At 43.1% G+C, this 21,942-nt stretch carries 18 protein-coding genes, 1 rRNA gene and 1 other RNA gene; 6 read left to right on the forward strand and 14 right to left on the reverse strand.

What is annotated here, in order from left to right; translation table 11 throughout:
- Window positions 1-22: 22 nt before the first annotated feature.
- From yidC to LEP1GSC058_RS13250, 8 genes are all read right to left on the reverse strand, one after another.
- Window positions 23-1,882, reverse strand: a complete 1,860-nt coding sequence (gene yidC / locus LEP1GSC058_RS13215; RefSeq protein ID WP_016549584.1) for a membrane protein insertase YidC — start codon at window positions 1,880-1,882, stop codon at window positions 23-25.
- Between the two features lie 2 nt (window positions 1,883-1,884).
- On the reverse strand, window positions 1,885-2,112 hold the full coding sequence (gene yidD / locus LEP1GSC058_RS13220) for a membrane protein insertion efficiency factor YidD (protein WP_010571362.1): 228 nt from the start codon (window positions 2,110-2,112) through the stop codon (window positions 1,885-1,887).
- Window positions 2,112-2,429, reverse strand: a complete 318-nt coding sequence (rnpA, locus tag LEP1GSC058_RS20040; RefSeq protein ID WP_084680410.1) for a ribonuclease P protein component — start codon at window positions 2,427-2,429, stop codon at window positions 2,112-2,114. The genes yidD and rnpA overlap by 1 nt, the downstream gene beginning before the upstream one ends.
- Before the next feature lie 9 nt (window positions 2,430-2,438).
- On the reverse strand, window positions 2,439-2,600 hold the full coding sequence (rpmH, locus tag LEP1GSC058_RS13230) for a 50S ribosomal protein L34 (protein ID WP_010416069.1): 162 nt from the start codon (window positions 2,598-2,600) through the stop codon (window positions 2,439-2,441).
- Between the two features lie 152 nt (window positions 2,601-2,752).
- Window positions 2,753-2,869: ribosomal RNA gene (gene rrf / locus LEP1GSC058_RS13235) — 5S ribosomal RNA — on the reverse strand.
- Window positions 2,870-2,965: 96 nt separating this feature from the next.
- Window positions 2,966-3,799 carry an Fpg/Nei family DNA glycosylase gene (locus LEP1GSC058_RS13240; protein ID WP_016549396.1) on the reverse strand — a complete coding sequence of 278 codons (834 nt, stop codon included), beginning with the start codon at window positions 3,797-3,799 and terminating at the stop codon, window positions 2,966-2,968.
- A 44-nt stretch (window positions 3,800-3,843) separates the two neighbouring features.
- Window positions 3,844-6,174, reverse strand: a complete 2,331-nt coding sequence (locus LEP1GSC058_RS13245) for a hypothetical protein (protein ID WP_039948639.1) — start codon at window positions 6,172-6,174, stop codon at window positions 3,844-3,846.
- Between the two features lie 138 nt (window positions 6,175-6,312).
- Window positions 6,313-7,578: a pyridoxal phosphate-dependent aminotransferase gene (locus LEP1GSC058_RS13250; RefSeq protein WP_016549617.1), complete on the reverse strand. Its 1,266-nt coding sequence runs from the start codon at window positions 7,576-7,578 to the stop codon at window positions 6,313-6,315.
- Between the two features lie 103 nt (window positions 7,579-7,681).
- Between LEP1GSC058_RS13250 and LEP1GSC058_RS13255 the strand changes: the two genes are divergently transcribed.
- A complete protein-coding gene (locus LEP1GSC058_RS13255) occupies window positions 7,682-9,604 on the forward strand; it encodes an adenylate/guanylate cyclase domain-containing protein (RefSeq protein WP_016550413.1) in 1,923 nt (640 codons plus the stop codon).
- Window positions 9,605-9,823: 219 nt separating this feature from the next.
- Here the strand turns inward: LEP1GSC058_RS13255 and ssrA are convergent.
- Window positions 9,824-10,171: a transfer-messenger RNA gene (ssrA, locus tag LEP1GSC058_RS20045) on the reverse strand.
- Between the two features lie 425 nt (window positions 10,172-10,596).
- On the opposite strand from ssrA, the gene LEP1GSC058_RS13265 reads away from it, so the two are divergent.
- The 5 genes from LEP1GSC058_RS13265 (at window position 10,597) to LEP1GSC058_RS13285 (ending at window position 16,164) form a co-directional block, all read left to right on the forward strand.
- A complete protein-coding gene (locus LEP1GSC058_RS13265; protein ID WP_016550664.1) occupies window positions 10,597-11,871 on the forward strand; it encodes a hypothetical protein in 1,275 nt (424 codons plus the stop codon).
- A 99-nt stretch (window positions 11,872-11,970) separates the two neighbouring features.
- Window positions 11,971-12,657, forward strand: a complete 687-nt coding sequence (locus tag LEP1GSC058_RS13270) for a hypothetical protein (RefSeq protein ID WP_016549730.1) — start codon at window positions 11,971-11,973, stop codon at window positions 12,655-12,657.
- 1 nt (window position 12,658) lies between these two features.
- Window positions 12,659-14,227, forward strand: coding sequence for a HEAT repeat domain-containing protein (locus LEP1GSC058_RS13275; protein ID WP_016550111.1), 1,569 nt, complete (start codon window positions 12,659-12,661; stop codon window positions 14,225-14,227).
- A gap of 24 nt (window positions 14,228-14,251) precedes the next feature.
- Window positions 14,252-15,298: an LIC_10091 family lipoprotein gene (locus LEP1GSC058_RS13280; protein ID WP_016550875.1), complete on the forward strand. Its 1,047-nt coding sequence runs from the start codon at window positions 14,252-14,254 to the stop codon at window positions 15,296-15,298.
- Window positions 15,295-16,164: an N-acyl homoserine lactonase family protein gene (locus tag LEP1GSC058_RS13285; RefSeq protein WP_016550371.1), complete on the forward strand. Its 870-nt coding sequence runs from the start codon at window positions 15,295-15,297 to the stop codon at window positions 16,162-16,164. The genes LEP1GSC058_RS13280 and LEP1GSC058_RS13285 overlap by 4 nt, the downstream gene beginning before the upstream one ends.
- A gap of 57 nt (window positions 16,165-16,221) precedes the next feature.
- Here LEP1GSC058_RS13285 and LEP1GSC058_RS13290 read toward each other — a convergent pair whose 3' ends face one another.
- The 5 genes from LEP1GSC058_RS13290 to LEP1GSC058_RS13310 form a co-directional block, all read right to left on the reverse strand.
- The gene (locus tag LEP1GSC058_RS13290; protein ID WP_016549372.1) at window positions 16,222-18,279 is read right to left on the reverse strand and encodes an AMP-dependent synthetase/ligase; all 2,058 of its coding nucleotides are present in this window, start codon (window positions 18,277-18,279) and stop codon (window positions 16,222-16,224) included.
- A gap of 202 nt (window positions 18,280-18,481) precedes the next feature.
- On the reverse strand, window positions 18,482-18,772 hold the full coding sequence (locus LEP1GSC058_RS13295; protein ID WP_016550456.1) for a hypothetical protein: 291 nt from the start codon (window positions 18,770-18,772) through the stop codon (window positions 18,482-18,484).
- Window positions 18,773-18,855: 83 nt separating this feature from the next.
- Window positions 18,856-19,515, reverse strand: a complete 660-nt coding sequence (gene aat, locus LEP1GSC058_RS13300) for a leucyl/phenylalanyl-tRNA--protein transferase (protein ID WP_039948642.1) — start codon at window positions 19,513-19,515, stop codon at window positions 18,856-18,858.
- Window positions 19,516-19,554: 39 nt separating this feature from the next.
- Entirely contained in the window at window positions 19,555-20,091 is a 537-nt protein-coding gene (gene thpR / locus LEP1GSC058_RS13305) for an RNA 2',3'-cyclic phosphodiesterase (RefSeq protein WP_016550091.1), read from the reverse strand.
- Entirely contained in the window at window positions 20,088-21,923 is a 1,836-nt protein-coding gene (locus LEP1GSC058_RS13310; protein ID WP_016549829.1) for a bifunctional chorismate-binding protein/class IV aminotransferase, read from the reverse strand. The genes thpR and LEP1GSC058_RS13310 overlap by 4 nt, the downstream gene beginning before the upstream one ends.
- Window positions 21,924-21,942 lie beyond the last annotated feature (19 nt).

Genomic DNA, 21,942 nt, shown 5'->3' on the forward strand with positions numbered 1-21,942 from the left:
TCGTTTTCCTCGATATATGAGTTCAGGCTTTCGCCGGGGTCTCATCCTTCTTACGAAGGTTTGTAACCCACTGTTGTGCGATCGAAAGCAAGTTAGTGACAGTCCAGTAAAGTGTAAGGCCGGAAGGCATACTCCATAAGAAGAACACCATGATTAAAGGCATTACGTACATCATCATTTTTTGGTTCGGATCGGTCGGAACGGTAGTTAACCGCATCGATACGAATTGAGTTCCGACCATCAACAATACTAAGAGATTCAATGAGAGACCGTCTTTTGTCAAAAACGGAATCGCGGGGGAAGTCCATACGAAATCCGGCTCGCTCAAATCCTTAATCCAGAGAAACGGAGACTTCCAAAGATCGATCGTATCCGCAAATGCAACGTATAAAGCGAAGAAAATCGGAAGCTGAATTAACATCGGCAAACACCCTCCCAATTGAGAGAGCGGATTCATATTATGCTTTTTATAAAGCTCCATCATCTTCTGTTGGCGCTTTTCCGGATCCTTCGCGTACTTCTCATTGATTTTTTTCAGTTCGGGAGATAGAGCGCTCATCTTTTTCATCGACTCTGCTTGTTTTTGGTTCAGAGGATAAAAAACCAGTTTAAACAGAAGAGCGAATAGAATGATGCCAAAACCGTAATTCGGTATCGTATAATGATAGGATTGCTGTAAGAACCAAACGATTCCGTTACGGATCGGAGTAAAAATTCCTTGATTGAAGGATTTATTCAGATCGGAGCTTATTCCCGCAAACGTGGATTTAGGATTACGGAACGGATCCAATTTCGCGTCCCTGAAAAGCATCCCGTCCCATTCTCGAACGCCCACGTAGTTCGCAAAATCCAGAACTTCTTCCTTGCCGGGCTCGATAGAAATATCGGCGTAAGCCAAAATTACTCCCGACTCGTTCTTCTTCCGATTGTCTAAGAGAATCCCTTCCGCCGGGTGATTCAATGGATCGGAAACGGCAAGAAAGTAACGACTACCGGTACCGACGAAATCGACTCCTTCGCCGGTACTCCATTCGTCTTTAAATCGATCGTCGCCGCCCGGAACGCCTGTGAAGAAGTTTCTGATTCCTTCGAAAAACCCCCAAGCAGAGCCGCCATCCACGAAGTCTTTCATGCTTCCATCCATGCGATAGACGCGGAAGAACTTGGATAATTCTTGATCGTTTGCTTCTCTCGCATGCGGTATGGGGCCGAGGCTGCCGAAAGTTCTCAAATATGCGGGCTTTTCACGTTGCGAGAAAACCAATTTTTCCTTACCGGAATTTTTGATGGAAATTTCGGTTTTGAAATAATTTTCCTTGGGAAAAAATCTATAAGTTTTCTTTAATATAATGTTATCTTTAATTCCGGAGAATACCAAAGTAAGATTTGCTTTATCCTCTTCGGCGCGGAAGTTGATCAGGTTCCATTCGGAAGAAGCAACCGATTCTTTACTGTGTGAGAAATTGAAATCGAATCCTTTTCCTCGGGAAAGTTCGATAGCTTTGTATTTAACGCCGTCGACTTCGATTTCATCGTAATCCGCTCTAGCTACTTTAACTTCTTTCCCTTCGACGCTAGTGTAATCTTTTACGTATAGCTTTTCGATTCTCGCTCCCAAACTGGAAAGAACGATGATTTGCGAATCGGTTTTAACCGTAAATCTGCGAATTTCTTTGGCATCGACTTTCGGACCGGTTACCTGACTGATCGTTTTTTCAGTCTCTTTTACCGTTTTAGCCGATTCTTGTTTCTGTTCGGCGGATTGATTTGCGATTTGTGGTTTCGGTTTTCCAAGATCGGGATTTAGAAAATAGTTCGCTATGAACCAAATTCCTAAACTGAGCATTAACGCGATAAAAAGCCTGTTTTGTCTGTCTTCCATTCCTATTTCCTTCTAGGGTTAGGGGGTAAGGGGTCTTCGCCGGCGGCGAATAAAGGATTGCAACGAAGAATACGTTTCATTGAGAGATAAGATGCGTCAAAAAAACCGTACTCAGTAAAAGCTTGAAGCGAATATTCCGAACAGCTCGGAGTAAATCTGCATGCTGCCGGAAGAATAGGTGATATCCAACGTTTATAAAACTTAATCAGAAAAATAACTAACCGATTCATTAAATTCGACTCATGAGATGTCCAAGACAGGAAAGAAGTTCGATATGGCTAAGTTCGAAAAGCGAAGGCTTTGCAAGTATTGCTATATCCAATCCCTTGGAAAAACCTTTGGCTTGTTCCGCGATCGCAGCCCTCAACCTTCGCTTAATCCGATTTCTTCGGACTGCCGAACCTACCGACCTCTCGGGACAGTAAAGGTATCTGTTGTAACCCACGTTATTCGCTTTATAAATCAGAGTAAGCGGTGATTTTGAGATTCGCTTCCCCAATTGAAAAAGGTCTCGTATATCTTTCCTGGATGTAAGTGTCTCTTCGATTTTACTTCGTTAGAACTTCTTTCCAACTCTTTCGTCGGAAACGGTCAGTTTATAACGGCCTTTTGCCCTTCTACGGGAGAGAGTTTTTCTGCCACCGGGAGTCGCCATTCTGGCGCGAAAACCGTGAGTACGGGCGCGTTTGATCCGGCTGGGTTGGTAAGTTCTTCTCATATAAATCCCTGTGTAATATCTACAATTGCGATTTGTGACCCGGGGATTTATCCCCTTCAGGTAGAATTTTCCACCTAAATCGGGTAGTCAACCCGTTTCCCCTAGGGAGTTTCGGTCTTATTCAAGTCGAGGGAGGGGAAAAAAAAAGAAAAACCCGGCGACGTCCTACTCTCCCACACAGCGAACCATGCAGTACCATCAGCGATGAGAGGCTTAACTTCCGTGTTCGGGATGGGAACGGGTGTGACCCTCTCTCTATAATCACCGAGAATCTTTTGCCAAGGTGCAAGTACCACCTCTGGAGTCAACGAAAAATCCACAAAATTCTATACATCGTCAACCTGTCCAAAAAAGGAAAATCCCGATTATTCGATAGGCTTCCAATTGATAAACTGCTCTCCGTCCAGGGGTTGGCATACGGGACAGAAAAATGAGTCATAACCCAAAACATTGGCTCGCCGAATTTTCGCTCCGCAACGCGGACAAGGCTCGTTCTTTCGATTACGGACTTTTACATGATCCCTTACTTTAAAGTCCAGAGGAGCTTCTTTTTTACGAATATAATCGATAGAATAGTTGAGAACTTCTTTAATACTCGGATAAAGCCTTTTCTTATCTTCGATCGATAGTTGATAGCATTTGGTTTTGGGATGAATTCCTGCCGCAAACAAAATTTCATCCGAGTATGCGTTGCCGAGCGCGCTTAACTTCGTTTGATCCATCAAAAAAACCCGAACTTGCTGTCGACTTTTATCGATCAAACTTAGAAATTTATCTTCCGTAAATTCCGCAGAAAGTAGATCTATTCCTTGATCCGAATATTTCGGTATCTGGGATATCTGATCCGGATCGGCGAAATAAACTTTACCCATCTTCACGTCGTCCGCGTAATTTAAGACTAATCCGTTAAAGGAAAAGCGAATGCATAAATCTTTCCTTTTATATTCGGAATCTAATGAAAATCTGCCCGCAAGCATCGGGTGAATGATTAGTTGTTTTTTCCCGAAATCGAAATTTAGAAACGGACCATGTTGTTCCAAATTACGAAATGTTAAACCGATAAATGCTTCTTCAACGGGAACCCCGAGTAGATTTCTGACTACCACCGGCTCGATAATCTCGATCGCTTCCATTTTTCGATCAGCCAGCTTAGGCGATAGGCGTTCACGAATAATTACAAGGTCCGGCAATTCGGGCATACGAAATTGAAGCTCGTTGAGTCGAGTTCGTCAAGAAAATGTTTCTATCTCTTTTTCCGACTCGGTAAGTATTTGTAATACTCTACTTCTATCGTATTGATCAGGAAAGTGTAGTATTTTACTAGCTTCTTATCATACTTCTTCTTTTGAGCTTCATTCCGGAGAAATTCCGAGATTTGATCGCGGATCAACGGCGCCTTTAAATCGGAATGACTGAGAATTATCGAACTCGGCATACCGGGAGGAACTATCTCGTCGGGAATCGCAATCATAGCTGCATTTTGAAGTAAGGCATACTCGACGGTGGAAGCGACCTTATCGTCGTCCGGTTCCGACTTTAGATGTGTTACGCTTTGGCGGATATTATCAAGATTATCCCAAATTTTCTTACGGAGAGATTTAGCGTCATGGATTTTATCCTGAATCTTAGTGAACCGATTCGGGAAAACAAACCTCTCTGCACCCTTTGCGATCAAGCTTACTTTTTTTTCCTTAGGCGTCTCACCTTTTCCAAAATGTTCGTCGGAATCATCCGCATCCCCGGCGAAATACTCCTCATTCGAAGAAGGACTAGCGTATTCTCCTTTAAATCCGGAGCTGAAAGATTTAGCATTCCCCGTATTTAGATCCACCTTCTCCCGTTCTCGAAAAAAGAGTGCAAGCATCACGCCGATTACAAGAGAAACTGGAATTCCGACAAAAATAATTCCGACCGTATTAAAATGAACCGAGGCGATCAGAAAAAACAGCATTGTTCCGACAAAGCCTAATAATCCCATCGATAAATTAAATTTCTTGGCGAGCGCTTCGGTTCGTTCTCTCTCTTCGACTTCTCTTTCCATTAAGAAGGAATCTTGCTGAAGTTTTACGATATGATCGCCTTTCAATTTTGAATTCAATTCCGGATGCCTAGGATTAGAGAGCGCCGCATTGATATCTTTTGCTATACCTAATTCTCTTTGGTAGGAAGGACTTGTTTTGGCCTCGGCGGTAAGTTTATGAATCACTGCCGCCATATAGCCCGGGTCTACCGCGTAAACATCCGCGGTGCCGTCATCTTTCTTTATTTCCTTCCAGCCGAAGGCACCGGTAAGTTCTTTCTTTAACGCCTCAGAATAGTTTGCGACTTGCTCCGAGCCGACAATTCCTACGGCCTCCAACCTTTTTTCCGGACTGAATTTGTATAAAGTTAGATTGCCTTGAGTGTGTTCTTTAATCTGAATTTGAATTCTATGAAGTAAGCTCTTAAAGGCTCCGTCGATTTTTCGTTCACTCAAACGAGATTTTTCTTCGATCAATTTCCTTAAGATTTGAATGGAAAGAATACAAGTTTCACGAACCCGTTTCCCTAAATCATCCTTTTCCCGATCGAAAGGAAAATCCTCGACCAATTGAATTAACGCATCCACTTTCTCGCTGTTCTGCTTTCTGCCCGGCTCCGCCATTCCATGCGTAGATTCAAAATCCTGAATACGGGACCGAAAGAGTGTGTACCCCGCTCTTTCCGAAAGCTGCTTTAGATATGTTAATGCAAAAACTTCCAAACCGTCGGCTTGGGCCCTATAATGAGCAATCACTTCGGGTTGATGCAAGTATGTTCCGTCCGCGTTCAATTGGAGGTCGTCTATAATAATATGATAATCGGGAAGAATTTGCGTCAGAGAATTCTTTGCATTTGCATAACTGACAAAATCGTTTAAGAAGTCGATCATCGGAATATAATGGTACGGATGAAAACCCCGTCGCAACAGGCTAGCCATTTCCGACTCTATGGAAGCCAGCTTAGGATACAGCCAAAGTTGACCCGATTTATTTTTATGTAATATGATAGCGCCCGGTCGATCTTCTTCCAAAATTCTCGGTTTTTTGGCTCGATTGGATAAAATTAAATCGATCGTTTCTTCCGAAAATTGAAAGCAGGCCTGCCTATAAGGTGTAACGTCCGTCTTTGCTTCCTTTTGCGGAGAAGCTAGTGCGATTCGAGCCTGAACTTTATTTCCGTTACGAATTAAAAAAGGGTACATTAGCGCCGATTTATTTCGGCCTTTCTTTTCAAAATCCAGAATCTGACGCAATGCTTGATCTACGGATTGAGGAGATTTGGCTTGTTCGCTCAAATTCCGATATTTATTCAGAAGTTCTCCTAACTTATCCAAGGTCAGAAGGTAGGAAGGATGGACGCTTTTGGATCCGTGCTTTTCGGTTTTCTTATGCCAATCGCGTAACTCGTCAAGGATGCAACGCGCTGTTGTAGATAAACCTACTGCGCCGTCATTTAAGAAAATATAGTCCGGCTGCAAACCCTCGACATCGGGGGCTTTTGATTGGCTCGAGGATAATTCCTCGAAGGAGATGTCTTGCTCCAAGGTTTCCATAAATGCGCCCGTAAGAAATAACAATCCAAGATAGGAAATTTCAGTATATTCCTGGACCAGCTTCCGGAATTCAAAAGGAGATTGAAACTCTTTTATTGCGAGAAAACTAACGGCTATGTAACGAATACGCGGAAGTGATTATTTTGTGAACTTCTGGAAGACGTTGCTAATTTTTCGGAGACCTTCTTGCAATTCTCCGTCATCTCTAGCGAAGCTGATACGAGCGCATTCTTCCGAAGAAGAATCGACAGGACCTCCAACGGGAAAAAAATACCGACCTGGGACTATTATAACGCCTTCTTGTTTCAAAATCGGATAGAGCTCGGTTAACGATTTGGCTAAACCTTTTACTCTTACCCAAAGAAAAAATGCTCCCTCGCTCTCATGAATTCGATAGTCAAATTTTCCTGCCCATTCCTGGCGGATTGTGGTTAAAGCGAGTGATCGTTTTTTGGCATAATACGGAAGAACAACATTTTTACTTAAAGAATGCCAGACGCCGGATTTCAGAAACTCCAGACCTACGTATTGTCCAAGACTTCCGCTCGTTAAATTCAGAACCGCATTCGCTTTGTTCAAGGAAGCAATAATTTCCCGATCGGCCAAGACGAACCCCGTTCTTACCCCTGGCAGACCTATCTTTGAAAGGCTAAAGCCTTGGATCAATCCCTCTCCATGAAACCATTTTCCAGGTCCATAAATGATACCCGGAAACGGAAACCCGTACGCGTTATCTAGTAAAAGAGGAATGTTTTTTTTTCGAGAAAAACTGAGGAGTTTTTCGACCTCCTCCTCGGTAGCAACCCGTCCAGTCGGATTTGTCGGTCTGGACAAAACTGTGCAACCCAATGGATCATTCGATTCTTGTAATTTAGAAAGTGATTCCTCATCTAGCTCGTAACGAAACGAATCGATTCCCGTTTCCCTATATATGGCCGGAAGCGAATGGATGGAGTTTTCCTCAATCGGCTGATCGATGTATCCGATATATTCGGGAACTGTCGGAAAAAGTGCCTTCCGCTTAGAACCGTCCGGAAATGTTCCCGAAAAGAAATTCAAAAGTAAATAGAACGCATTTTGAGACCCGTTCGTGATGGCAATCTCTTCCTTAGATATTTTCATCCCGGATTCTTTTTGAAGAAGTTCCGCGAAGGCCTCTAAAGTTTCTTCCTTACCTGAGGGAGATTCATATTTTCCAAGAATGGATTCCCAGCTACCGCTGGATGTCAGCTTAGAAAGAATCTCTTTCCAAGCCTCTTCGACCTCAGGAATTAAGGCAGGACTGCCGCCCCCGAGCATACTAACTCCCGGACCTGGGTTCCCCAAATCTTCCATTAGCTGACCGATCCCTGTCTGCAGTCTAAATTTCGCCCCGAACTTAGATGTGTAGAATTTCCGGTCCATAGATAGATTCCACTTTTCTTTCCACCGAAGTTCAGGAAAGATAATCTAAGTTCAGTGGCGAAAATTTTCTACGATTCGTCCAAATGAACCTTCGGAGAAATTCATGCAGACTCGCATACCTTCCGCAGTTTGGGAAACCCTAGATCCCCAAAATATGGATCTTGCCGCATTCTTGGAGGCTTTCCCTTGGGATAGTAAATGGACATCGCTGTCCGATCCGATCGATCGCCTCTGGAAGTTTGATCTAAATGCGACACCTGCAGAACTTTGGCCCTGGCTTGTAGATACTTCATCTTTTAACAAACGCATCGGTGTTCCGGAGATGAAATTTCGAGAAGTGAGCGGAAAACTTTTCGGCACCTCCAAAAATGCCGGAATCCCGATGGAATGGGAAGAGGTCCCCTGGGAGTGGGAATACTGCAAACAATTGAATAATGCCCGTATATATTCTAAAGGCTTTGCACATTACGTAAGAACGAGATATTTGCTATATCCGTTAGGAGAAGATCAAAGTCGATTGTTCGTTTATTTTGGATGGATACCGAAAGGTTTTATCGGAAAAAATCTTCTTCCGATCGGAATGAAACAATTGGAGAAATCATATTTTAACGGGCTGGCGGGAGTAGTGGAAGATCTTAAAAAAGTCCGGAATCGCGGTTGGGCCGGTCCGACGTCTTTACGGCTATTGAAGGAGTCGCAGTCCCAAAAGGATCCGATTTTTCCGGCTCGAGTTCAACAAATTCGAGTGGGTTTCATACGGGAAGGCCAACCTAGGGAACTCGTCAATAAAGTATTAAGTTATATTTTCGACGCGGATGAAAATGATCTCTATCGAATTCGCGTAAAGTCCCTGGCGAAGGCTTGGGACGTTCCCTTTAAGGACTTACTATTAATTTTTTTGCATGGATGTCGGCTCGGCCTATTTACGCTTTCCTGGGATATTATTTGTCCTCATTGTAGAGGCGTTAGAACGGAAGCCCTGCATTTAGGAGACCTTCCCACTCGCGACTCATGCGACGTATGCGAAATCCAATTCGACGTAAATCAAATAAATTCAGTAGAGATTACTTTTCACGTTCATCCATCCGTACGAGAAATACAGAAAAGATTTTTCTGTGCAGCCGAACCGGCGACAAAATCTCATATACGATTTCAAAAATATTTGCAACCTAACGAATCATATCAGTCCAATCTTCTACTTCATCCGGGAACGTATCGTTTAAGGATCAACGGTGAAAAGAAATATTCCTTATTGGACGTAAATGGGAATCGTAATAACGATAAATTGGAATGGGCGCCGTCGACCCTACCGGACGAGCTTGAAATCGGAGACGAGCCGACGTTCGTATTTAAGAATACGACATCTGAAAGGATAGGATTCATAATCGAAGAAAGGAAAGAAGATCAGGATAGCTTAAGGCCTTCCGATCTTTTTAATTTTCAAAATTTCCGAGAACTATTTTCACAAGAGGCTCTTTCCACCGATTTACAGTTGGATATCGGAATTCAGACGATTCTTTTTACGGACATAGTAGGATCCACTCGCTTCTATCATCAAAAAGGAGATACGGGTGCGTTTGCGGAAGTTCGACAACATTTTGTGGAAGTATACAAAATCGTTAGAGAACACCAAGGTGCCGTTGTAAAGACGATCGGCGATGCAGTAATGGCTTCTTTTACCTCTCCGGTAGACGCGCTGATCGCCGCAACGGAATTGCAGGAGTATTTTTCGGATAAGACCGCTGAAACCCCGATTAGAATTCGAGTCAGTCTGCATTCCGGACCTTGCCTGGCGGTAAACCTAAATAGCAATATCGATTATTTCGGAAATACCGTAAACTTCGCCGCGAAACTCCAGGGAGTAACCGACGAAGGAGAGATTGTTTTTTCCGAAGGAATATTCCGAGACAAAGAAATTAGAGAGTTGATGAAAGAAAGAAGCTGGAAAGTGAAAAAAGTTTCCTTTCATCAAAGCTGGATCGATGAAGAAATCCAGGTATATAAACTTGTTACGGGCCTAGATTGATAGGATTCCATAAAAGAAACCCTTTTAAATATTACTTATGGAGACGCCGGGGTTCGCCGCGTCGCGATCGGACATCGTTTCCGATCAAGCTCTGCGGCGTCTCTCTCGAGCCTCGCTACTTCCTGTAGCTCGGTCGCGATGATTACGCCCCTTAAAGGAGCTATCATCGCTAACTCGAGTTCGCATTCGAACCCTTAATCTAAGATATTTTAAGATTACTTATGGAGACGCCGGGGTTCGAACCCGGGTCCTATTGTGCCTCGATGGGGCCTCTACATGTTTGTCTTGTGATTTAAAATTTCAGAAAACCTTAACCCACAAGCAGGTGTGTTTTTCCAATCCGATTCATATACATCATTCATCGAGAACCGGCCACCGATGAATCACGTCTTCCGTTTACGTCAGAAGAAAAGCCACCGGAAGAGTAAGCCTTTCATCCGTAGCAGAGATTAAGCTGCTAGTGCTAATTCGTTGTTAGCGTTTATTGTTTTGAAGGTTTTTAAGAGGTCCCTCACCCCTACATGCCACCACACTTAAACTACAATAGTCGAAACCAAATTCGTCCCCGTTGTTATAAGTTAGACATCCAAAGTCAAGAATGGTTCTTAGAATTCAAGATGTTTTTCCGGCGTTATCCCTCTCGAAATTGCTGTAAAAGGCGAACAAAATCCGGATTTATTTATCGAGTCGATTCTTGAAAACGCGTCACTTCTACTTCCCATTCTTTCAAAAATAAAAATAGAAAAAATATAACTAACAGAGTTTAGATAATTCTTAAGCGTCAATGAAGATAAACTAAGAACGCTTTTTCGAAAGTTTGATTACAAATAAAAATTTTTATAGATAATTTATAACATACCGAATGTTTTATATAGAACTAATGTTTCTCAAGTGACATTGACTTTTTACCGACTAACTGCTACAATGACGACAAGAGAATTGGATCGCTTTCTTTTTTTAGAAAGTTAATCCGCATGAGGATAAAAAATAGAATGGGAAAACTCACCATTTGGAAAATAATTGCGTCGATAGGGATTAGCATTTGCTCGATTTCTATTTCCGCACAAAGTCAATCACAAATATTTGCAAAGCCCGGTGTTATCGGAGATTCCTTAAGCCAAGGCTTCTTCGGTGCAACCGTCGAAAAGAAAACTCAAGACTGGGCATTCCCTGTCTTAGTTTCAAAGCAAGCCGGTTCGGGCGTAAGCTACAACGTTCTGAAAGGCCCGTATCTTAACTTTGAAGATGTTCTCAAAGGTAATTGCGGTATTTTCTGCATCGCCGCTAGCGTCATCGGTGGAAACGATTCCACGGTTAGCCTACCGACTCATGCCGGGATTACCGGAGCCGATTATACGACAGTATTAAAAACATCAGGCCAATGCGAAGATATCAATGCGACTAAATGGGCAAGACAATGGTACTGGGCAACTTGGTATTGGTTTACCTATCGTTGGGTTGAAGTCGCCGATTGTCAGACTCCCGATAAATTTCATCGTTTCGGATTAGGCAATGCCGGGACTCAAATGCAAATTATGGAAAAGGTGAGACCGTCGTTTTTGTTCGGAACAGCGGCCGCAAACCACGTCCTTTGTACGGCATTGAGTACTTCTACGGCTTGTCTGGATGAAACTCGCTATAAACGTGATATTCGGGAAACGATGCGTAGAATGGCTGCAATCGGCTCGATCAAAGGCGGTGTTCTTTTCACAATTCCTAATGTAACCTCAATCGCATTTTTGGAATCGTATAAGGACCCTCAAGGAAGAGCGAATTATACCGGCCTAAAAGCCTTTTTCCGATCTTCCGTATCCGATCCTTCGCAAGTACTGGATGCGGGTGAAGTGAACACTATCACAAGCTTTTTAACGATGCTGAATAACGAAGTTAAAGCGCAAGCGGTAGCGATGGGATTCGCAGTCGCCGATTTGAAAGTCGTTTTCGATGATCTAAAAGAAAACGGCCGTTTGATCAGTAGCCCATCAGGATGGAGTCCGGGTTATGCAAGAGCGAACTGGCCTCTCCCAGGTCAACCGGGCGTCTTTGGTTTAGATGGAGTTCATCCGAATCAATACGGACATTCTCTCTTTGCTAATGAGTTAATTAAAGTGATCAATTCTAAATACGGATATTCGATTCCTTTAGTCAGCGAGTACAATGCTTGGTTTCACGATAGTCTTAATCGAAATCCGATCGACTTGAAAAAATTCCTAACCGAAACAATCTTCGGGCAGTTTATTTCTTGGGTGATCGGCATATTTGTCTAAGCCTCTATCGAATCCCGGGCTTAAACGGCCCGGGATTTATCTTATAATCTTCAATAAAATAATCTTTCCTTAGTTTGAACAAGGTGCCATCATAATAATATGATTCCCTATAGAAAATATGCGCCCTGGATCGTCGCAGGGATCGTCCTTTTACTTCTTTTAATTTTCATCTTTTGGCCGGATAAGGCAGAGAAGATAAAATCCGTTAGTCAAGAAACGGAATCAGTATTGGAACGACGAAGGAATTTAACTTCGGGAATCGAATTTCCCGATGCTCCGCATCCATTTACGGAAGATCCGGAATTAGAAGGTCAGGCAAAGCGGCTCTGGCCTCACGCATTTGGCCCCAAAAAAACGGATGCCGATAGAGAACGAATTCGCGAGGAGTGGGTGGAGTTCGCATTCAAATATCCGAAGAACATTTATATTCCTGCAGAATTTCGAACTCCTTTAACGCAAGACGAAGAAAGAAAAGCGAAAGAACGTTTGGATTTAGTGACGGCAGCCGAATCCCAATTTGCAATTTCGCGTAATGCGGGAAAATTTGCCGAGCCCGGAGTTTCCCCGTCTCAAGTCACGGATCCGCAGGTAACCCCTCAACAGCAAAAAGCGTATTTCGATTATAAAATCCAAGAATTGGAATCAAGAATTCAACTCGTAGAATATTCCATTCAACAAGGCAAATTGGATCCTTCGCAAATTCAGGAAGCCAACCAGGACATTTCGACTTGGAAAAACCAATTGCAACAATTGCGACAAACCTTGGATACGGTTCCTTCTTCATAATATGATGCGACTTTTATACGTTCCTATTTATACCGTACTTCTACTTATTCTATTCGATCTGCAGTGTAGCGGTCCTCCCAAACCCGATCAGTATCCGGATGTTCAAGAAGCAGAACCTGCTAGTTTGAAGCAACTCGAAGTCGATTTAAGATCGGGGAATTCGCAACGGAAAGCTCAAGCAATTTTAGAACTCGCGGATCGAAATGAACGACAGTACATTCTCGAAATTAGACGATTGTTGAGCGGCCCCGATCGAACTTTACAAGGACCGTCAGTGCTTGCCCTCGGTATCTATAAAGACCGTCCCTCAATTCCGAATATATTATATTTTCTAAATGCGAATTCCGGCGTCGGCCAAGATACCGTACTTGAGGCTTTAGCGAGAATGGAGGATCCGAGTGTCGGTTCGAATTTACTTCCGCTACTGGAAAGCGAGGATTCTACAATTCGCTTATTAACGGTAGAAACCTTAGTGCGGATAAAAGCAAATAGCGTAGGCCCTTCCCTTCTAAGCGCCGCAGTCAAGAATAGTAATGTTGAAAAAGCAAAAACGTATGCGATGGCGATCGGGAAATTACGGATAAAAGAAGGGGAACCATTTCTCCTTCGACTCGCCGATACGATCGAGCCGAGTCCTAGCTTAGCCGCTGCCTATCTTGCTTTAGGCAGAATCGGAAGCAAAAAGGCAGTTCCGTTATTGGTGTCGGCGTTAAAAGGGGATTTCGATAAAGGCCGGGAAAATTCGACTCAAGCGCTAATCGATATACATGATCCTTCCGCCGTGCCGTTAGTCCTACCGTTAATCGGCAATTCAAACAGGGAAATTCGATACAGAGCTGCGGACGTCTTAATTGGGATTCCGATTCCAATGACAGGTCAAAGTCTGTCTGATGTGCTCCGTAATGGCGTGCCCGAAGCGAAAGGGCCGGCTTCCCATGTATTAGGTCGTCTTAAATATCTTCCTGCCCGGGAGTTGATCGAGCGAGTTTTAAACGACAGTTCGATACCTGACCGCGAAATCATAGCTCAGTCTCTAGGATACATGGGAGATAAAAGAAGTATTCCTGCCTTATCAAAGGTCTTAAAAGAATCCTCAGGTGAAGCGAGATACGGAGCTGCCTGGGCTCTTGGAGGGATCGGAAATTCAGAAGCATTACCGTTCTTGGAAGAAGCGGCCGATTCTAAAGATCTCAAACTCGCCCGAATCGCTTCCGAAAGCTTGGGTATGATCGCGTCCCCCCGATCGTTAACACTATTGGATCGCAAGACCGAGCAATTTCCCGACCTTGCTCCGAGTACGTTAGGAGCGGTCGCTTCGATTCGAGGAGAAGAAGCTGAAAAAATTCTCGAAAAATATGCCCAGCATAAAAACTGGAATCTTCACCAAGTTGCAGTCAGTCAATTAGGAGCTCGGAAAGACCCGAAAAGTATCCCGGTTCTAATTTCTCTATTAGAGGATAACGAGACTCCACGAAACCGAAAAATGGTGACCGCAGCTCTTCGCGCCATTACCGGAGAGAAGTTCTTTTCTAAAAACGAGTGGTTGAATTGGTACAAAAATCGAAAGTGAACGTAAAGGAACGTTCACTTTCTTATGCAAACTCGTTCTCTATCGTTAATCTTCCTGACACTTCTTTTCCTAACCGGCCAAATTGCCTGTCGGGCACTTTCAAAATCGGATGTAATCGTAGTTCGTCCGCTCGGGCTTCGAGAATCAAAAATTCTAGATTCGGTAAAAGAGGAAAGTTTCGAGGAAAAGAATTTAAACGGCCGTCATTATCCCGCCTCTAACGAACTTAGGATCGATCTTTTTAAGAATTCCATCGAGAATCTTAGAGGCGCCTATCTTGGAGTCGGAACCGATCAAAATCTTACTTTTATAGCTTGGGCAAAGAGCGAAATGGCTTGGTTAGTGGATTTCGACCCCGTCGTTTGTTACATCAATCGAATTCATTTATTTTTCCTAAAGAAGAGCGAAACTCCCGAAGCCTATAAAGAGTTATGGGAAAGAAAAAACTTCGCTTCTTCATTAAGGATTTTAAAAGCGGAGTTTGGCGAGTCTACGGATTGGAAATGGTATGACGAAGCCTGGAAAGTTGCCTTTCGAGGAAAAGCGGACGTTCCGACTCGTTGGCTTGAACTGGAACGTAGCAAAGAAAAATTCGGATGGCAAACGTTTCTTCACGATAAGAATGATTACGATTATCTTCGAAACATGGTCCTTAACGGAAGAATTAGAATTCGTAAAGCCGACTTAAATGCCAACGGGACCATTCGAGAAATTTCCGAGGCAATGAACAAGGTAGGTCTTCCGTTTCGAGTCGTATATTTATCAAACGCCGAGGAATACTTTTCCTATCCTCGAGACTTTCGCGAAAATATCCTTTCACTTCCGACTGATGAAAAAGGGATTCTATTAAGGACGATACAAAATCGGGCAAAGGACGTATATGGATTTCCCGACGGCGAAAAGTATCCTACAAAATTTCCATTGCATTATAACGTCCAACCGCTGCTTTCTTTCCGTCTATGGATGGAACTCGATAGACGATTATTTATAACTCAAATGCTGGAATATAGGGAACCGGTGGAAAAAGGGTTTTCCAAGCTTTCGGTTCCTCCTTGGGAAGCTCATCCGTGAAAACTTTTCTTACTTTTTTTATCTTGCTCTATCTTATTTCCTGTAAATCGGCTTTGAAGCCGACGCAGGAAAATCTTCGACAAGAAATTAAAAGTAAGACGGCGACGATTCCGGTTTTTCGAGGATTAGAAGACGGATTGTATGCGGTATTATACGGAAAAGGAAAGTATCCGAATTATTTGACGGACTCAGGGGAAACGGACGGCGAACAGGAACTTGCTTTCTTTTTTTACTTAGTAAAACTGAATAAACGAATCATTCTAGTGGATTCGGGAATCTCCTCCGAAGAGACTCGAAGCAAGTACGGAATTCAAGATTGGGTTTCTCCGGATAAAATTCTGCTAAAAGCAGGAATACGTCCGACAATGATAACGGATATTATTCTAACTCATTTTCATTTCGATCATGCGGGGGGATTGGATTTATTTCGCAATGCGAGAATTTACGTTCACCCTAAAGAATGGGAACTGTTAAAGAAAACGAATTGGTTTTCGAATCAGGCTAAAACTCTATATGCAAGAGAAAAAGAGAGGAAAGTGATTTTCCTCGAGTCTAGCGCGGAATTATTCCCGAATTTTAGAATTATATTCACTCGAGGCCATACTCCCGGACATTCCGCGGTGGAATGGTTAAGAGCCCCGAAAAATCGTGTGTTAATCACGGGTGACGAATGTTATTTCATTGAGCATTGTATTGAAGGGACCGGACTACCAAACTCGGCGGCTAGCTCCGTCCGGAACAATCGGGAATTTTTACATTACGTCGAATTATTAGCCGAGCAGGGAACGAAAATTTTTACTTCTCACGATCCGATTATCCTCGAACAGAATCCGGAAGTTTTCCCTCGAATTTTTAAAATCTACTGACAAAAAAGGCTTCGGTTTCCCGAAGCCTCGATTATCCAAAAGCCGATAAATTACGGATTATTTATAAACCTTATCTATCTTTTTCTGATATTTTTCGGTTATGACGTGTCTCTTCATTTTAAGTAAATTCGTTAACTCGTCCCCGATTTCGAACGGTTTAGGCGCGATCACGATATGTTGCACTAACTCGAACGATTTAAACCCTTCTTTCGTACTGTTATATTCGCGAACTTCCTTCTTATAAAATTCCAGAACTTTAGGATGATCGATTAAATCCTTAATATCATGGGCAGTGATTCCGTTCTCCTCCAACCAAGGTTTCAGATTTTCAAAATCCGGAACAATGATCGCCCCTAATACTTTTTGGTCCTGTCCGAACACCATTGATTGTTTGATGAAAGGCGACTCGTCCATCTTGTTCTCGATCGGAACCGGCTCGACATTCTCCCCACCAAGGAGAACTACCGTATCTTTCGCTCGTCCCGTCAAAGTCAGAGTCTTCTTGAAATTGATGAAACCGATATCTCCGGTATTGATCCAACCGTCCGAAATAGTCTTTTTGGTCGCTTCGGGGTTTTTATAATAACCTTTCATGACTTGCGGTCCTTTAATGTGAACGATGCCTTTCAATCCGATCTTTCCGGCAAGAACTTCCTTGTTATCATTAATGTGAGTGAGAACCTTTCCGCTATCATCGCGAATCTGCAATTCCGTTTTCGGGACAATATATCCGACCGAACCGATAATCGGATAATCGTAATGACGAACTGAAATTACGGGTGCCGTTTCAGTCATTCCGTAACCTTCAAGAACCAATAGGCCGATATCGTTAAAGAAATTATCGACATGCCGTTGAAGAGCCCCGCCACCGGAAAGAGTGCCTCTAAGACGGCCGCCGGTTGCCTGACGAATTTTCGAAAGCACGATCGCGTCCAAGGTTTTATAGTTAAATATGAGGCCGAGGATAGCCACAGTTAACAATAGACCGGGAACAAACGGCAAATTTGGGTGCGCCATTTTCAGGTAGAAATAGGATGCGCCTGCGAGCAAGGAAACGGTAAATGGGCCGGTCAAAATCAACCGAATCACTGCCTGAATTCCGAGAACAAAGGATTGAATGATATTTCTTCCTTCGTAATCGACTTCTCGACCACTCAAGAAACGAACGGCCGCATGGTAGTTTTTGGAAAACAGATATGCCGTATTGAAAAGAAATTTTCTAACTGGAGGAGTCTGTTTCGGATCGTTAATCCGATTGTAAATTCCGGTATAAATACTTTCCCACACTCTCGGGGCGGATGCCATAAAGGAAGGCTTCGCTTTCGCTAGGTCGTTCCGTAAGTCCGATACCTTCGTATAGAAGGTAGCAATACCGAGAGATATCGCAGAATACTCAACGACTCTTTCGAAAATATGCCAAACAGGAAGAATCGATAGCATACTATCATCATCTTTGATCATGGATTTTTTCAAGATTAAAGGAACTACATGTTCCATCTGATGAATCATATTCGAATGCATTAGCATAACGCCTTTAGGCATGCCGGTTGTTCCCGAAGTATAAATCAAAGTGAATAAATCGTCCGGCTTGATAGCCTCGATCCTTTTTTCCGTCTTCTTTGCTCCGTGAGCTCTAAGTTCTCGACCTTTTTCAATCAGATCATAAAGATGTAAGACCCCTTTTGCTTTTGTCTTACTGTCTTTATCCATGATAATTACAGTCTTAACGCCTTTCAGCTTGGATTTATTCTTCGAATATTTCTCATATACTTTATCGGTTTCTAAGAAAACGACCTCAGCTTCGGAATGGTTTAGAATATGATCCATTTCCGCGTCGGTAACGTCAGTACCGCGAGGAACGTTGGCAGAGCCGGTAAACAATACGGCCGCATCAACGATAATCCATTCCAGACGATTATCCGCAATGACTCCTATATGCTCGCGTGCCTTTACACCTAGGTCAATGAGCGCTTCCGCTAAATTAAGGCCTAAATCAACCAGCTGCTTAAAGGACGTTGCCCTATATTCTTTGGTCTCATCTTTCGACCAAAATGCTGGCCTGTCCCCATAGGCTTGGGCCGCCTTGAGGTACATATCTGCTAAATTCTTATACATTGGAATTCTTCCTTTTTGAAGAAGGGATACATTACCCTTTGCTAACTTGGGTAAAAAGAGCGTTTACGCTATTGCGCAAAGGCGAAGCGTCAAGAAAATTTTAGAAAAGAAAGAAAACGGTGCGGTGCAAAATTGCGGAGGAAAAGTTAGGAATAGAAATTCCGTCCGACGATTGCCGGACGGAATTTGGTTAGCAGTTAGATTATTGTTCTTCGCCGGCAGGTTCTGTAGTAGAGTGAGCTGGAGGAGTAGTCTCAGACTTAGTTCCTTCTTCTTTACCCTTTTTAGCTCCTTTTTTGGCCTTTTTGTGATGTTTCTTCTTAGATTTCTTTTTCTTACCCTTTTTACCTTTATGCTCGGATTTGGAAGCGCCGGAATCGTGAGTTTGGGCAGGTTCGTCACCCGCTGCATCTTGTGCAGTAAGTCCGTTGAAGCCAAAAAGAGCGATCGCGGAAACGAGAAGGGAAGCTAGAATTTTTTTAAATAGAGTCATAGTAGTCTACCTATGCTTAGGTTGGTTTTAATGCCTTACTTTTATTATAATGGAAGGCAAATCAAATCGAATTTAGCAAAAAATTAATTTTCCAGGCGAGAGGGTCGCCATTTTGAAGGAGTCTCGACGGCATCCGTTAGACGATCCAAAAATTTGGATTTAGGTATTTCATACGCTCCTAGATTTAACGTAACGGGATTCATTTGCTGAGTATCGAATAGTATAAAGCCGTCTTTTTTCAATAACTGAAATAAATGATAGAGTCCGATCTTTCCGAAATCCGGTTCGAAAGAGAACATCGATTCCCCGGCAAAGAATTTTCCAATCGCTACACCGTAAATGCCGCCGCCCAATCTTCCGTCTTCACTCCATACTTCCAAACTATGCGCGTAACCTTCCCGATGAAATCTAGCGAACCCATTAAGAAACGTATCGGTAATCCAAGTTTGCTCCTCAGGACGATAGGAACAGCATCGCATAACTTGATCGAAGGCTCGATTGATCGTAATAGTGTATTTTTTTTGTCGAATTTTTCGATGAACTCGTCGACTTAAGTGGAGAACGTTAAGGTCGAAAATGGCTCGGGGATCTAGGGAAAACCAAAGAAGAGGTTTATCAGCCCACGGAAATATTCCATGCGTGTAGGCATATAAAAGACGATCTACAGTTAAGTCACCGCCGATTCCGACCACTTCATCTTTCGTGACTCTAGGATTGGCAAAAAAATCAGAATAATCCCGAATTTTTGGAATATAGGAATCTTCCCGAGGAAATTCCATGTCTCACGATTCTCCCAACGAAAAGGAATCCTCAATTCGATAGATGGGTCCTTCACCGCCACTTCGACTCGAATAAATGTGAAACTCGTTCACTTCGAAAGCTGGAGCATTAATACTTTCAAATTCGTCCAAATACACCATGGCTTTGCCTTGAGCTACATCCCTTAATCTTCCGATCGTTACGTGCGGTACATACTCCCTTTTTTCAACGGAAAATCCGAAGCGTCGGCATCCCGATTCCAATGTTTTTTGTAACTCCTGCAATTCTACGGATCGATCGACTCTCACGTACAATATCGACGGGGATTTTTGCCTAAACCAACCTAACCCATTCAGACTTACCGAGAAGGGTTTTACTACAATACTCGCGCAAATTTCATGCACTTGTTCGACCTTGTCCGGGGAAATCTCCCCCAAAAAAACGAGGGTAATGTGAAAATTTTCGGGGGAAACCCATCTCGCTCCCTCCAGCCCGTAGCAGATTCCGGCCAGGACCTCCCGCACCCGATCCGGAAGAGAAATACCCAAAAAAATTCTCATTCCCGATCTATCCTCGTCACTCTTCTTATTCCTCTAACGGCATTCGTTAAGATAACTTGATCCGCCCGATCTAAATCTTCGAGTGAAAGATCCGTTTCCGAAGCGTACAACTTATTCAATAATTTCTTTCTATAAACGCCGGGGAGAATACCGGATTTTAAAGACGGTGTGAACCATTTTCCATCGATTCTTAAAAAAATGGAATGTATCGATCCTTCCAGCAGAATCTTTTTATCGTTTAGAAAAACCGCGTCCAGATAACCCGCTTCGAAAGCCTTATAATTCTCCTTCCGGAAAATTTCCCGAACGGTCGTTTTATGTTTACTCAACGGTCCGCACTCCAAGGCTTTACCCGAAACTATAATCGGTCCTTCTTTTTTATTTTCCACAAACAACTCAACTTCCGACGAAAGTGCGCCCCTGAAATCTAGGATCATTCGAATACGGAAGTTTTTTTTATTCTCCATTTCACTTTTCTTTTTAATTTCCGAGATCGACTCGTTCCAAAGCTCTTCGGAAAACGGAAATCCGAGTTCTCGCGCGGATCGGCTCATTCTTTCCTTATGATCGTCTAAAAAATAAATGGTTCCCCTCTTAGCAACCATCGAAGTAAAAATCGAAAAATTTCCTCCGATAGAATTTAAGGATTCCGTCATAAATCTTGCTTTGGCCCAGCATTCGTTCCATTCTTCATACGGTTCGGAATCGATCGTAATGCCGGCTCCTACACCTAACCTCCCTTTTCGTATTCCCGAAGTTTGTTCCACAAACTCCAAAGTCCGAATGGGAATAGAAACCGTTTCTCCGTTCGGCGAAAGCAAAGCAATCGCACCGGTATAAATACCTCTCTCGTCTTCCAAAGACGCGATAATTTCGACCGCCTTTAATTTAGGAGCTCCCGTAATGGAACCGCCCGGAAAAAGGGCTTCGAAAATTTCCGATAAGCCGATTTCTTTTCGCAGAACCGACTGAACTTCGCTTACCATTTGGAAAACGGTAAAATATTCTTTGATCGAAAAGAGTCTAGGAACTCCGACCGAACCGAATTCGGAAATTCTTCCCAAATCGTTTCGAAGCAAATCCGTGATCATTAAATTTTCAGCCCTATCTTTGGGTGAATCAGCTAACTCATTTCTTAAACGAAGATCCTCTTCTTCTGTCCTTCCTCTGGGTCTCGTGCCTTTCATCGGAAAAGTCCGAATTTCCCGTCCCGTTCGTCGCCAGAAAAGTTCCGGAGAAAAAGATAAGATATCCCGCCGAGCATTATTTAAGCCTGATTCTCCAGTACGAAACCATGCCTCGTACGGAACGAGTTGCGCTTTACGGAGATCGAAGAAAAGCTTTCCAAGTGACCCCAATTGGGCAAGGTTCAAGGGAAAAGTGTAATTAATTTGATATACGTCACCCTTTTGAAGGAATTGTTTTATCTTCAGAACGGAATTTTCAAATTCGTCGAAATCTAGAGATGATTCAAAGTCTAGGACGTAACCATCCTTATTAAAAGAAGCCTTCCATTCGACCAAATCCTCCTCGTCCAAGGTCTGATATTCGTCAAAGATTCCAAACCATATAAGTGGAGAGTCGAAAGGCGCGTCTACCTCGCATTGATCATCGTTCAAAAAGACCGATGAGGCTTCGTAAGAGAGCCAGCCTACCGCATACAACCCGCTTAAGACCTTTAAGTCAATTTCTCGGAGGATTTTACGAACTTGACTTCGTCGATTAGTAGTAAGAACTTCTCTCGGGAAAATTATAGTAGGTTTTTCCGACGGAGAAAAGCCTTTCCCAAGAAATACAAAAGGTTGGAAATGAGTACGCTCGAGCCAATTCATAGTGAGAAGGTCAAATACC

Origin of the sequence: Leptospira fainei serovar Hurstbridge str. BUT 6, assembly GCF_000306235.2 — a bacterium.
GTDB lineage: Bacteria > Spirochaetota > Leptospiria > Leptospirales > Leptospiraceae > Leptospira_B > Leptospira_B fainei.

Excerpts from the sequence above, each read along its gene's own strand:
- LEP1GSC058_RS13240 (WP_016549396.1), bottom strand. The coding sequence starts at position 3,799 with ATGCCCGAATTGCCGGACCTTGTAATTATTCGTGAACGCCTATCGCCT.
- LEP1GSC058_RS13245 (WP_039948639.1), bottom strand. The coding sequence starts at position 6,174 with ATGGAAACCTTGGAGCAAGACATCTCCTTCGAGGAATTATCCTCGAGC.
- yidD (WP_010571362.1), bottom strand. The coding sequence starts at position 2,112 with ATGAATCGGTTAGTTATTTTTCTGATTAAGTTTTATAAACGTTGGATA.
- thpR (WP_016550091.1), bottom strand. The coding sequence starts at position 20,091 with ATGAGAATTTTTTTGGGTATTTCTCTTCCGGATCGGGTGCGGGAGGTC.
- LEP1GSC058_RS13290 (WP_016549372.1), bottom strand. The coding sequence starts at position 18,279 with ATGTATAAGAATTTAGCAGATATGTACCTCAAGGCGGCCCAAGCCTAT.
- LEP1GSC058_RS13310 (WP_016549829.1), bottom strand. The coding sequence starts at position 21,923 with ATGAATTGGCTCGAGCGTACTCATTTCCAACCTTTTGTATTTCTTGGG.
- LEP1GSC058_RS13265 (WP_016550664.1), top strand. The coding sequence starts at position 10,597 with ATGGGAAAACTCACCATTTGGAAAATAATTGCGTCGATAGGGATTAGC.
- rpmH (WP_010416069.1), bottom strand. The coding sequence starts at position 2,600 with ATGAGAAGAACTTACCAACCCAGCCGGATCAAACGCGCCCGTACTCAC.
- LEP1GSC058_RS13295 (WP_016550456.1), bottom strand. The coding sequence starts at position 18,772 with ATGACTCTATTTAAAAAAATTCTAGCTTCCCTTCTCGTTTCCGCGATC.
- LEP1GSC058_RS13255 (WP_016550413.1), top strand. The coding sequence starts at position 7,682 with ATGCAGACTCGCATACCTTCCGCAGTTTGGGAAACCCTAGATCCCCAA.
- LEP1GSC058_RS13250 (WP_016549617.1), bottom strand. The coding sequence starts at position 7,578 with ATGGACCGGAAATTCTACACATCTAAGTTCGGGGCGAAATTTAGACTG.
- LEP1GSC058_RS13280 (WP_016550875.1), top strand. The coding sequence starts at position 14,252 with ATGCAAACTCGTTCTCTATCGTTAATCTTCCTGACACTTCTTTTCCTA.
- yidC (WP_016549584.1), bottom strand. The coding sequence starts at position 1,882 with ATGGAAGACAGACAAAACAGGCTTTTTATCGCGTTAATGCTCAGTTTA.
- LEP1GSC058_RS13270 (WP_016549730.1), top strand. The coding sequence starts at position 11,971 with ATGATTCCCTATAGAAAATATGCGCCCTGGATCGTCGCAGGGATCGTC.
- LEP1GSC058_RS13275 (WP_016550111.1), top strand. The coding sequence starts at position 12,659 with ATGATGCGACTTTTATACGTTCCTATTTATACCGTACTTCTACTTATT.